Source organism: Vibrio sp. ED004 (assembly GCF_023206395.1).
Taxonomy (GTDB): domain Bacteria; phylum Pseudomonadota; class Gammaproteobacteria; order Enterobacterales; family Vibrionaceae; genus Vibrio.
On sequence record NZ_CP066150.1, the window covers coordinates 195,511 to 208,791 of the forward strand.

8 protein-coding genes and 2 pseudogenes are annotated in these 13,281 nt (G+C 45.2%); 4 read left to right on the forward strand and 6 right to left on the reverse strand.

All coding sequences use genetic code 11. The annotated features are described in order from the left end of the window. Positions 1-118: 118 nt before the first annotated feature. The gene (locus ITG10_RS18450) at positions 119-1,042 is read right to left on the reverse strand and encodes a LysR family transcriptional regulator (RefSeq protein ID WP_017630305.1); all 924 of its coding nucleotides are present in this window, start codon (positions 1,040-1,042) and stop codon (positions 119-121) included. A gap of 125 nt (positions 1,043-1,167) precedes the next feature. Here ITG10_RS18450 and ITG10_RS18455 point away from each other — a divergent pair, with 125 nt between their 5' ends. The 4 genes and pseudogenes from ITG10_RS18455 (at position 1,168) to ITG10_RS26515 (ending at position 5,347) form a co-directional block, all read left to right on the forward strand. Then, on the forward strand, positions 1,168-1,851 hold the full coding sequence (locus ITG10_RS18455) for an SDR family oxidoreductase (RefSeq protein ID WP_248387058.1): 684 nt from the start codon (positions 1,168-1,170) through the stop codon (positions 1,849-1,851). A gap of 83 nt (positions 1,852-1,934) precedes the next feature. After that, entirely contained in the window at positions 1,935-3,143 is a 1,209-nt protein-coding gene (locus tag ITG10_RS18460; RefSeq protein WP_017630304.1) for an MFS transporter, read from the forward strand. An 85-nt stretch (positions 3,144-3,228) separates the two neighbouring features. Then, positions 3,229-4,317, forward strand: a complete 1,089-nt coding sequence (locus tag ITG10_RS18465; RefSeq protein ID WP_017630303.1) for an alkene reductase — start codon at positions 3,229-3,231, stop codon at positions 4,315-4,317. A gap of 208 nt (positions 4,318-4,525) precedes the next feature. Continuing rightward, a pseudogene (locus tag ITG10_RS26515) lies at positions 4,526-5,347 on the forward strand (HNH endonuclease signature motif containing protein). A gap of 270 nt (positions 5,348-5,617) precedes the next feature. On the opposite strand, the pseudogene rlmJ reads toward ITG10_RS26515, so the two are convergent. From rlmJ to ITG10_RS18500, 5 genes and pseudogenes are all read right to left on the reverse strand, one after another. Beyond that, positions 5,618-6,488 (reverse strand): annotated as a pseudogene (gene rlmJ, locus ITG10_RS18480) (23S rRNA (adenine(2030)-N(6))-methyltransferase RlmJ). A 201-nt stretch (positions 6,489-6,689) separates the two neighbouring features. Beyond that, on the reverse strand, positions 6,690-7,628 hold the full coding sequence (gene secF, locus ITG10_RS18485; RefSeq protein WP_017630300.1) for a protein translocase subunit SecF: 939 nt from the start codon (positions 7,626-7,628) through the stop codon (positions 6,690-6,692). Between the two features lie 2 nt (positions 7,629-7,630). Beyond that, positions 7,631-9,430 (reverse strand): protein translocase subunit SecD, encoded by a 1,800-nt coding sequence (gene secD / locus ITG10_RS18490; RefSeq protein WP_017630299.1) that lies wholly within the window; start codon positions 9,428-9,430, stop codon positions 7,631-7,633. A gap of 271 nt (positions 9,431-9,701) precedes the next feature. Further along, a complete protein-coding gene (locus tag ITG10_RS18495) occupies positions 9,702-10,166 on the reverse strand; it encodes a hypothetical protein (RefSeq protein ID WP_026084184.1) in 465 nt (154 codons plus the stop codon). Positions 10,167-10,451: 285 nt separating this feature from the next. After that, positions 10,452-13,220 (reverse strand): insulinase family protein, encoded by a 2,769-nt coding sequence (locus tag ITG10_RS18500; protein ID WP_017630297.1) that lies wholly within the window; start codon positions 13,218-13,220, stop codon positions 10,452-10,454. Positions 13,221-13,281: the final 61 nt, after the last annotated feature.

A 13,281-nucleotide genomic window follows, 5' to 3' on the forward strand; every position in this document is an offset into this window, starting at 1 on the left:
ATTCGGTAATGATGTTAGGTGCTTACCTCAAAGGAGGTTCAGTCTTAGTATACGTTTGTCGATATTGATGTTTCATTTTCGTTAGATTAACAATAATTAATCTTTGCCTGTTACTGCATTACTTAACCAGCAGATCGCCAAACCGTTCGAGCAGGAAATCCAAAAACAACCGGATACGCTTCGGCTGATATTTCTTGCTGATGTACACCACGTTCAAATCGGCACTCGACACCGACATCGCGGTGTTGAAGTTCTTCATGTAGCCATTAAGTAGAGTCACAAGACGTTGGTTATTGATGTCATCTTGCACATCAAGTACCGACTTCAACGCAATCCCTTCTCCTTTCAATGCCCAGTATCGAATCACTTCGCCATCGTCTGAAAATCGCTTCGGCACAACCGTCACCGACTTCTTCATATCGTGGTCTTGGAAATGCCATGTCTTGAGTTCTTCATTGCTACGCAGCATAGCCAAACAGTCATGTTCAACCAAATCTTGTGGTATCAACGGCGTTCCATGCTTGGCGAGATATTCAGGCGAGGCACACAGCACACGTCGGCTTGGTGACAAACGTCTGGATATCAAACTGCTGTCGACCAACTCACCATAACGGACCACGATATCCATGCCAGATTCAGCAATGTTCGAAAGGTTATCGTTCAAATAGAGGTAAGGAATCACATCAGGATATTGCTGACAGAACTCAGAAAGAATAGGAAGAATGTACTGCTTTCCGATGTCTTTCGGCGCGGCGATTTTGAGTGGGCCTTTGACCTCTTTGACACCATTTTGAATCAGGTTTTCGGCCTCGCTAACGTTGTCTAAAATCTCCAAACACGCCTTGTGATACAGCTCTCCAGAGTCGGTCAAAGACACATGGCGCGTACTTCGATTCAACAACTTCACACCATATCGTTCTTCCAGTGCCTGAAGCCTTGCAGTCATGGTCGCGGGTGATAAACCCAGTTCACGTCCTGCAGCAGCCAAACCTTGATGTTTCACGATACTGACGAACATCGCCATGTCTGAAAACTTATCCATGCTATTCGTGCTCTCGCCCTATTGTTCATTTATACCGAATAATGAATTTATATTTTAGCCAATTATCAAATTTAGTCGAACAAATATAATGACAACCATCAGCAGAGCACGCAGGAATTCAGACCATGAGCAACACACTAGCGAACCAAGAAAAGAGCACTTTTGTCATCATTGGTGGCACATCAGGTATCGGCAAAGCATTAGCAATGCAATTGAGAAACGAAGAAAACACAGTACACGTTGCCAGCCGACATACAGGCGTTGATATCAGCAATGAAAAGTCGGTTTGTGAATACTTTGAATCGATTGGCGTGTTTGACCACTTAATCGTAACGGCTGGCTCGTCCGCTCCCGCAGGAAAAGTAACAGACGTAGCAACCGCAGACGCTAAGACAGCTTTTGACACTAAGTTTTGGGGCAGCTTAAACGTAGCCAAACATGCCGCACGCTACATGACGCCAAACGGCTCTATCACACTCACAACCGGCATGTTGTCTCGCAAAGTAGTGGCTGGCACTTACGTAAAAGCCGCCATCAACGCCGCACTAGAAAGCGTAACCAAAATACTGGCGAAAGAGCTATCACCGATTCGCGTCAATGCCGTCAGCCCCGGCTTAACCATGACCGAAGCATACGAAAACATGGACGATTCTGCTCGTAAAAGCATGTACGACAACGCGAAAAACAACCTACCAGCAGGCAAAGTCGGAGAGGCTAAAGATATCGCAATGGGCTATCTATTCGCGATTAACAACCCATACGTAACGGGGTCAATCATCGACATCGATGGCGGTGCTCTACTCGGCTAACACTCCGCAAAGAAGCAAAGAACAATCGTTAGGGCGTGTATCTAAACGTCCTAACAAACAAGAATTAACACAGGTACTTCACTATGAAATCAGAAGCGATCCATAAAGAAAAGATCCCATTCCAAGTTTGGATACTGACACTCGCGGCGTTCGCTATTGGTACGGCTGAATTTGTTATCGCAGGCATCCTTCCACAAATCGCCACTTCCCTTTCGATCACCGAAGGCCAAGCAGGCTACCTGATCAGTGCTTACGCGTTGGCTATCGTTATCGGCGGCCCTATCTTAACCATCTACCTTGCGCACTTTAATAAGAAGATGGTGCTAATCGGTTTAATGGCTCTGTTCATCATCGGTAATATCTTGTCAGCCTTAGCTCCTAGCTACCCACTTCTACTTGCAAGCCGCGTTATCGCAGGCTTAGTGCAAGGTCCTTTCTATGGCATAGGTGCAGTTGTCGCGACCAATTTAGTGTCTGAGAAAATGGCAGGTCGTGCTGTTGGTCAGATGTTCGCTGGCTTAACGCTCGCTAACGTTCTTGGGGTTCCCGCAGGGACTTGGGTGAGCTTGCAATTTGGTTGGCACACCACCTTCTTTACCGTTGCGGCACTTGGCACAGTTGCGATGATTTCTATCCTGACATCTATCAAGTCAACGGGTCACAGCGAAGCGAAAGACATCAAAACTCAGCTTATGGCGTTCAAAAATCCAATGCTGCTTATCAGCTTGGCGATCACCGCTTTTGCTTGGTCTGGCTTCATGACGCTTTACGGATACCTTGCGCCAATCGCTATGCACATCACCGGCTACGGTCAAGAATCAGTGACTTGGATCTTAGTGATTGTGGGTGTCGGCTTAATCATAGGTAACACCTTGGGTGGACGCTCTTCAGATAAAAACCTCGGTAAAGCTTCAATGTTTTGGGCAGTCGCAATGATCGTTTCATTGGTTGTGGTTGGCCTTGTGGTAGACAACAAAATTCTATTCGTTGCAGCGGCATTTGTCTTTGGTATTGCATCATTTGCGAACGTTCCTGCCATGCAACTTCGAGTGATGAACCACGGTGGCGAAGGCCAAGAGTTAGCAGCAACTGCGAATATCTCAGCGTTTAACTTGGCTAATGCCTTTGGTGGATTCCTTGGCGGCATGGTCCTCGACAGCCAACTAGGCGCAGGCATGATTCCATTCGCAGCCGTTGTCGTTCCTATCATCAGCTTGTTCTTGATTGCTAAAGCTAACCGAAACGGAAAGCCACAAAGCAACTCAATATTCGCACCAACAGAAGCTAAGTAATTTAAGAACTCAGAAACTTCAAAATGCCAATTCATTCTCAAACTGGCATTGGCACAGCAGCTAAAAATTCACAAAGGTAGAGACCATGAACAAATTATTCGAAACATCAGAACTAAAAGGCCTAGAACTGCAAAACCGCGTGGTTATGGCACCCATGACTCGCGCTCGCACTAGCCAACCTGGAAACGTGCCAAACGATATGATGGCAACCTATTACCAGCAACGTGCCAGTGCAGGGCTTATCATCACTGAAGCCACACAAATTTCAGATGACTCTCAAGGTTACTCATTCACACCCGGCGTTTATACCGATGCACAAATCGAAGGTTGGAAATCAGTAACCACAGCCGCAAAAGAACAAGGCGCCGCGATATTCTGCCAACTATGGCATGTCGGTCGCGTATCTCACCCTACCTTTCAAAAGGGCGAACTACCGATTGCACCGTCAGCTTTGGCTCCAATAGAAACTCAGGTTTGGATTTCTGACGAGAATGGTAATGGCAACATGGTCGATTGCATCCAACCAAGAGATATGACCCAAGCAGACATTGATCGTGTTGTTCAAGATTTTGCTAACTCAGCGAAAAAAGCAGTCGAGGCAGGGTTCAACGGAGTGGAAATCCACGGTGGTAATGGCTACCTCATCGATCAATTCCTAAGAACCAATTCAAATAAGCGCACCGACAACTATGGTGGCAGCCGCGAGAACCGACTTCGCTTTCTAATCGAAGTCGTGGATGCGGTCATTGAAGCAATTGGCGCAGACAAAGTGGGCGTACGTTTGGCCCCATTCATCACCTTCAAAGACATGAACTGCCCAGACATCGTGCCAACGATTTTAGAAGCTTCAAAGGCCCTACAAGCGCGTGATATCGCTTATCTGCACCTTTCAGAAGCCGATTGGGATGACGCACCTGTGATACCTGAAAGCTTCCGAGTCGAACTGAGAGAGTTGTTTTCCAATACCATCATCGTCGCAGGCAGTTACACACCAGAGCGTGCCGAAGAAGTGTTAAGCAAAGGTTACGCCGATCTCGTCGCATTTGGTCGCCCATTCGTTGCGAATCCAGATCTCGTTTCACGCCTACAAAACGGCAGAAAACTATCAGAACTTGATGGCGCGACTCTGTTCGGCGGCAACGAAAAAGGCTATACCGATTATCCAGCTTTGTAATAGTAAAGCATTAAACAAGCACCAAGCCTGCATGAGTCCTGCAGGCTTGCCTCTCTAGAAATGTGACCGAGCCGATACCTTTTCACACCCAAGAATCCACTTGCATATTTTAACTTAAACCACTGTTATATTTGAACTTTACACGGAATTTAAATTATAAAAATATCAATAACAATTAAAATTCAAACGGACAAATGAGGACTCTCCATTGTTCAACGTAGGACAGATTTACAATCGACGCGCAGATATACACGGTCATTACAAGGGTCAACAATATGGCGGTATCGCTACGCCTGCAGCCCACCCATATGTATTTATCTTCACTAGCGATGCTGGTGAAGAATTTGGCTACTCTGATGGTTTTAGTGCAGACGGCACTTTCCGATATACAGGAGAAGGGCAAGTAGGTGATATGCAGATGGTTAAAGGAAACTTGGCCATCTTTGAACACCAAAACAACCTTAAAGAGATTCTCTTATTTGAATCTGTCTCAACTGGTTTTGTTAGATTCGTCGGAGTCTGCAACTACATCTGTCATCACATTGAGTAACGCCCCGACAAGAACGACCAACTTCGTGATGCAATAGTTTTCCATCTAGATATCGTCCCACAAAGTGTCGGCAATACCATTCAAACACCAAAAGCTTCATACTTAACGAAGCCAACTAAAAGTAAATCATTGAAGCAATTACGAGACATCGCTTTAGCTTCAACGCCACTTCAAGCTGACCCTAAAGAACAACTCACGCACGTGAAGTATCGTAGTGAAGCCATTAAGCTTTACGCAAAAAAGAGGGCAAATGGTATCTGTGAAGGTTGTGGAGTACCCTCACCTTTTGAGACCAAGTCAGGCCCTTACCTAGAAGTACATCACCTGACACGGTTAGCTGATGGTGGCGCTGATTGCCCTGAAAATGTAATTGCACTCTGTCCGACTTGCCATCGTAAAGCGCACTACTCAGTGGAAGCTGCAGATTTCAATGCGAAACTCATCGAGAAAGCACTAAAGATTGAAGAGAACCTGTTGTAAACATTTCCTTCAGGCAAAAGAAAGGCTCGCATGACTAGTGCGAGCCTTATGCAGTTTAGGGGGTAAACCACAATCTAGTTTAATCTTAAGATTAATTATTTAACTTATGAGCCATTATGCACTTGTGCGCATTGATATTCTATTTTTAAATGATTCACTGCAATTAATCAATCGATAAAAGTTAGCGTTTGGTCAATTTAAACCACATTAACTGCAATAGTTTAGTGAACAGCGTCTAGAAAAACACCAAAAAACCCAGATAAATCAGGTTTATAGACTTCTCATTTGCCAATAACCCTCACCATCGGTTGCGAGCTGACTGTGTAAGTAATCCAGAGTATCGGCCACCGTTCCAGCAATGCCTTGTGGTGGATTGAACAACAGCAAACCACTGCCGATCAAGCGATCATCACCCTTGGGATCTCTTAGTCGCAATTCAGATTTAATCGGACTTGGCAGCAAACCATCTTTCACCGCTGTCACGCAATGATTAAGAATCAGCGAGCTCTTGTCGTCCGTATAAAGTGGATACCAAATCAAGGCAGATACCTTCTCAGATTGTTGATACGCCTTAACCAAGGCATCAATCACCGCGAGATATTCAGAATCGGTTTCATAGGGTGGGTCGATAACAATCAGATGATGATTGTCATGTTTAGCTACGTCATCAGGTAACGCTTTAAGCCCATCCATCACCCGCGGTAATAGTGAGCTTACTTGAAACATCAAGATCGCGTTGCAACTTCTCAATGTTGGTTAGCAATAGGTCGGCTTCATCTTGCTGGATGTCTGAAAAATAGAAGCTATCTTGGCTGCGACCTTGTTGATATGCGATGGCAGCAGAACCGGGATACAAAGAGATAAGCTGATTCGGATTGTAGTATTCAAGCACCGACATAAAAGAGCTGAATGCCGGCGGAAGATAAGCCTTGTTGCGCCATAAGTACCCGACCCCTTCAGCAAACTCACCCGCATGATTGCTTGGTGCTGTGGTTAGGTCATAACACCCTGTACCAGAGTGGGTGTCGATAACATTGAGGCGTGAATGTTGCTGCATTAATGACTGAACAAGTGCACTCAATACGGGATGCTTGAGTGCATCACCGTGGTCGCCTACATGACATTGATGTCGATATTCCATTCCCTTGCCTCATTTCTACGAACTTCATTTAAACATACTTCATATCATGAGGGCTTGCCTGCTCAATCCATCGTTTTTTGAAATAGGCTCTCTTTTCTGTAACTGTTTGACTCTTATAAAAAATAAAGCCCCTCGTTTTGTTATAAACGAAGGGCTTTATTGACGTTACTGACTAAGTAGTACTGTTAACCAATAGATAACCTAAGGGTACTCACCCTCAACTTCTACTGGCGCTTTCACTTGGTAGTGACAAGGCTGTAGGCCAAGTAGTTTAGGTAGTGTGATACCTACTGAAACGGAAGACCACGTACCGCTGACAATACCCACCACCAGTGCAATTGCGAATCCTTGCAGTGCAGAACCGCCAAGTAACCAAAGCGAAGATACGGTGATTAGCGTTGTACCTGAAGTCACCATGGTGCGTGAGAAGGTCGCTTTAACCGATTCGTTAAGCAGGTTATCCGTATCACCGTTTGGATTGCCGCGCAGCATTTCGCGTACACGGTCGGCAATGATAATCGAGTCATTCAATGAGTAACCCAAAATTGCCAACACAGCCGCTAATACGGTCAAGTTGAACTCAAACTGAGTGAACGCGAACAAACCCAAGATAAGCGTCACGTCATAGATGATCGCGGCAAGGGCACCCAACGCCAAACGCCATTCAAAACGTACACTCAGGTACAGCATGATCATTAGGAAACACACCAATACCGCTAAACCACCTTGGTCAACCATATCTTGACCTACTTGAGGGCCAACCACGCTGCTGTTAAGCACTTTTACTTGGTCACTCACAGAAGACAAAGCATCCACTAAGTTTGGTTGTGGAGCGTCTGTCAGTTGGCTGTAACGGATTGTCCAGCGATCCTGTTCTGCCATACCAACCACTTGCACGTCTTGTTGGAAAGCCGTATCAAGTTTTGTTTTTAACGCATCTTTGGTTACTTGATCAGAGAGCTGAACCTCGGCAACCACACCACCTGTGAAGTCCAAGCCCCAGTTAAAACCTTTCACCGCCACCAGCATCACAGAGCTCATGAACAGCACAATAGATATTGCAGACATCACCTTACGAAGGCGAGTCATATTACTATTTGAAAAATAGCGGTCTGAAATAGTCATTTTTGAAATACTCATGCTTAAATCCTTACATCGTGGCGTTGGTCACGCCCCCAAACCAAATTGATGATCGCTCGTGAAGCAAAAATGCCCGTAAACATACTGGTTAGAAGACCTAAACCCAGCGTCAGAGCGAAGCCCTGAATTGGGCCATTACCAATGGTATATAGAGCCACAGCAACGATCATGGTGGTGACGTTAGCATCGAAAATTGACGAGAATGCGCTATCGAAACCACGATCAATAGAGCTAGCAAAACTGCGTCCTTCTTTCATCTTGTCTCGAATACGCTCGAAGATAAGCACGTTAGTGTCCACCGCCATACCGACGGTCAGTACCAAGCCCGCAATACCCGGCAGAGTTAAAACCGCACCCGGTAACAAGGCAATCAAACCAAACAACGTGGTCATATTAACCACCAATGCACAGTTCGCGACCCAACCAAGACGGCGGTACCATAGCGCCATAAACGTTAGAGTAAGACCAAGGCCAAGAGCCAAAGCAGCAAAGCCGTTGGTTACGTTTTCTGCACCCAAAGATGGGCCAATGGTACGCTCTTCAATGATAGTAACAGGCGCGGTTAATGAACCGGCACGTAACAGTAGAGCAAGCTCTTGTGCATCTGCCATGCTGCCTGCACCAGTGATTCTGAAGCGGCTACCCAGTTGAGATTGAATGTTTGCAACACTGATCACTTCACTGTCTTGTTTGCTGTTGCCTGCTCTATCACGACTGTATTCGCTGTACACCGTTGCCATTGGCTTACCAATGTTATGGCGAGAAAACTCAGACATTTTCTTACCACCAGAAGAATCCAGCGTGATGTTTACTTCTGCACTGCCCATCTCACCAATACCACTGCGAGCATCGATAATATGTTCACCGCTCAGTACTGCTTTGCGAGCAACCACTACACGATTACCATCTGAATCTTTCAGAGTTTGAGTATTGCGTGTTGGGTTGTCGTACACAGAGTAGAACGCTAATGAAGCCGTAGCACCAATCACGTCTTTCGCGGCTGCAGGGTCTTGTACACCCGGCAATTCGATACGGATACGGCTTTCACCTTGGCGTTGAATCGATGCTTCAGTGATGCCTAGTTCTTCAATACGGCTGCGCATGATTTGCAGGTTTTGCTGAACCGTTAGGTTGCGTAGCGTTCTTTGCTCTTCTTCAGACTGAGTTAACGTTAGTGATTTATCTGAACGATCACGTTGCCATTGTGGGAACTCTTCACGAATCAGTTTTTGTGCTTTCTCGAAATCGGCGTCGGTACGGAAATCAAACTGAACTTGGTTATTCACCACTTTACCGCGTGCATAACGTATTTGGCTGGTGATCTCGTCGACCACAGATTGCGCTTGTGCGTGATAAACTGGTTCCATGTCCACTTCAAGCAGGAACTGCACACCACCACGTAAATCAAGACCTAGCTGAATCGGTGCAAAGCCCAAATCAGTCAGCCATTTAGGTGCAGCAGGCTCCATAGCAAGCGCAACCGTCGCGTTGTCGAGGAAGCGCTCATTAAGCACTTCTTTGGCTTTCGCTTGTTGCTCTGCATCTTCTAAAATCACGACTAAGCGTTTGTCTTTTTGAAAGGCTGATTTGGCTTGAATGCCTTCGCTAGCAAGATATTGCGTCACTTGAGTGGCGTCGATCGTCTGCTCAGAGCGATTACTGATTTGAACCGAGGCGTCTTCGCCAAACCAAGAAGGTAGAGCGCTTAGAATCATGATGATGATGGTGGCGATAAGCACCACGTATTTCCACTTTGAGTAGTGGTTGATTTGTTTTCTTGGAATGCGTTTTTTCACAGTCAAGATCTCTTCTTTTTACCAATCACCGTAAATACGTGCTCAAAAATAGCGCCGAAAAAAAGCAGTGATCGAGCATTTTAACCAGCTAGGGTGACCAGTTATTTACTACGATTGGTATAACTAATGTTTTGCGAACACGATCGATAGCCGAAACCTGAACAAGCTGATTGAACGGTAGTGATGCTAAAGCTGATGTCGCTATGTTTGTCTTGGTTAATTGGCAAGATCAACGGGCACAAGTGACCATCAATACGACCAATTTAGGGTCAAACGATTAGCTAAGAAGTTCTCGGAAATGCGAGTATTGGATATTGCCCTCTTTCCACCCCGAAAGCCGGGAGGACGGAGAACTCACAATGCTGGTCCAATGCTGCTTGGAATCCAACAGCGGCGTGTTGACAAGCAGAGAAGCCAGTAGTGATGGGGGAGAGAAATCGATCAGTAGATGATAAGCAGGCTCAAGATCGGCCACGCTTTCTTGCTCGTTGCTGAGCATACGTCTAAAGGTTACCGCTTGGAGACTCGATTCAGTGTCGTGATAATTGGAACTATCACCTAAAGACGCAGTGTCAAACTGAACCTGATCGCATTCCATGTAGCTCGACGGGTTATCCGCAGCAGCTTGTTTACAAAGATTATTCTGCGAAGGCTGCTCTTGAGCCGAGTATATTTGAAATGGCTTAGAAGGAAACGAATAGCCGTTAGAATTCACTAAGCCAAAGCTCAGTAAAAACAACATTAAGACTAATCGTGTACCCAGTTTAAGCAATCTAATATCCAAACAACATTCTCGTAGATCGTCAATCTACAATACAAATGAAACGCTGTCTTGATTTAAAACATTTTTTTAGAAAATGATACGATGCAACCGATTAAGCGTTCTCGAATTTTAGATTTACATAGATCTAAAACGGCTTAGCAACAGGTGATACATAGACGTTATGAATGGTGGAAAAATAACAAAGCCAAGCGGTGATCGCTTGGCTTTGGGTTGTCTCTTTCTGTTGGTTTCAAGCTTTAGGCTTTAGGCTTTAGGACGCATGATGTTCTTAACCTTACGACTATTTTCACCAAAAATGCGTTGGACAAGTTGATTCATGTCTTCCGCAGTGATCGATCTCGCAACCCGCTCAACTTGAGACAAAGCGTCGACACCGTAACCATGTAGCAGATAACGAGACACATACCATGCTTGGTCGATAGAGCCATTCTCTAGAGGCGTAAAGTCAGCTTCAAACTGCTTCACAACTGCTTGCATTTCCTTTTCAGAGACGCCTTGTAAAAGGTCTGTAATCACCTTATCGATCGCCACTTCGACTTGTTCAACGTTCTCTGGCGCTATCATCGCACCAATAACCCACTCATCACTCAACTCGCTGTCTGCGGATGCTGAATACGTATAAGGCGAGTAATCTAAGCTCAACTCTTCACGAATATAAGTATCTAAACGAGTCGCTAGCAAGCGTTGCAGTAAGTCTTCCATGAAAACATCTTTTGCCGACATTTTAACTTCAACGCTAGGCTCAGAGATAACTCGTAAAACGTACTCTGCACTATTCACATTGTTGATGGCTAAATCAATGCGTGATTCTGATGGCTTCTTGTAAGCCACGTTAAAGTCAGGAACCTCGGCTTTCTCTAATGGAATCGAAGCCAAGTATTGCTGAACCAAAGGTTTTAATTCACTTGGGTCGATGTCACCCACGATCACCAATTGGTTATGTCTCATTTGACCAAACAACTGCTGATGAAGATTAGCGACGTCTTCCACAGAAACCGCTTCAACACGTTCTTTATCAACAAAGAGGTGGCGACTATCCTGATGATAGATGTTCTGGTTTCTTGCGCGTTCAAACTGACCAACAGGGCTGCTCAAGAAAGATTCTTGACCTTGTACAAACTCCTGCTTCACTGCCTCTAACTGCTCGGGAACAATTTTAGGCGCAGTGATGAAGGTATAAAGCGCTGCAAACGTATCTTTAAGTCCGTCTTTATTGATATTAAATTCAATACCATGACGAGTATTACCAATGAAGGAATCGGCACGAATATTTTCACGATCAAAGTACGCTAAAAGCTCAGAGCCCGTAAACTCACCGGCACCGCTTCGAGCGAAGGTAGGTAATGCAACCTCAACCGCTGGGTACAAGCTCGGATCCAAAGCGGCTTTTCCACCGAGGCTCATGTACATCACCCCAACATCATCACCTGCCACATAATCACGCAGGTACCACATATCGATACCATTGCTTAACGTCCACTTTTGGATGTATGGGTCTACAGACATTTGTTCAGCAAGTACAACCTCACCTTGCGAGCTAGGTATAGCAAAGGCACTGGCTGTTCCAATCGCAAGCGGCGGAACTCCCGCCTCGCTATACGCGGCTTTTAAACTATCTAGAGAGTTAATGACCGCTGTTCTGTCTTCGGAATCATCCATCCCAATAACAATAAAGTAATCATCAGAAAGTAGATTCTTGATGTTGTCGTTAATCACTTCAAGGCTCAAGTTAGCGATGAAAGCTTCCAAGCTGACTTGATAGTCTTTCTGTGATTGGACAATTCGATCAGTGACTAACGTGCTCACTTTGTAGTTCGCGTGTTCAACGCTGTCCATTTTATCCCAGTCATGCTCAATGTTATCCAGCAAGTCTTGGTAGTAATGCAGTTCGCCAACAATATCCGTTTCTGAAACACCAAAATCACGCAATGACGCCAATGTAGAAAGCAGATCTTTTTGGATAACTTCACGGTCTCTAGCCGGAAACCCAACACTTATTGACGAATAGTACAGAGCGCCCATTCGATAACTATCAGACGCAATCCATTGAGTCGGTAGCGCGGCATCATTGAACACCGCTTCTAATCGTCGTTGAATCAATTGTTGAGAGGTTTCATCTAACCTGCGTTGATTCTGCTGAGCATGACTTTCAACTCTATTTGAACCTCGGTTAAACGTCAGAGTGATGCTTGGCGCTTCTCTTCCTGCGTACTCAACATAATCATCTTCATTGAATGACGTCACTTTCTGTTTCTCTGGTCTCGGCGTATCACCCCGCTCCCAGCTCGAAAACTTTTCTTCAATGAGTGGAATCACGGTTTTGATGTCCACATCACCAGAAACGACCAGCTCAACTATTTGGGGTTGATACCAAGTCTGATAAAAGTTGGTGATACCTTGAGGAGTGGCATTCACAATCGACGATTTCGTCCCTAATGCATCTTGCGATTCGTACGGGCCGCCTTCAATGAAGTGATCATAATATATATCTCCGAATGACTTATCATCGAGGCGAGCCATACGGAACTCACCAAGAACCACGCCTTTTTCTTTTTCGACTTCTGAACTTGATAGATCCAGGCCATCACCAATGTCACGCATCCACGTCAAAGCAGACTGCAATTGAATGTTATCTGGCAAATCTAACTGGTATACCGTCTCTTCATAAGAGGTGTAGGCATTAATATCTGCACCGAAGCTAGCGCCTGCATCTTCGAATAGACGAATCACGTCATTTTCAGAGAAATTTTTACTGCCATTGAATGCCATGTGTTCCAAAAAGTGCGCATAGCCTTCTTGTTGAGAAGTCTCTTGAATTGAGCCCGCATGCACGACTAAACGAACAGATACGGATTCTTCATGATCTGGATAAACATGATAAGTAAGGCCATTTTCTAGTTGGCCTGAAGTCCATGCCGGATCCGACTGGATTGGCATTTCGGTAATTTTTGATGTTGAGCTACAGCCAACTAAGGTGAGGCATAGAGCCGTCGCTAAATAATATGTTTTCATAACAACCTCTTAATGTCATTCATCGACAATATACAGATTGAGTTAACGATTATTATTTAAT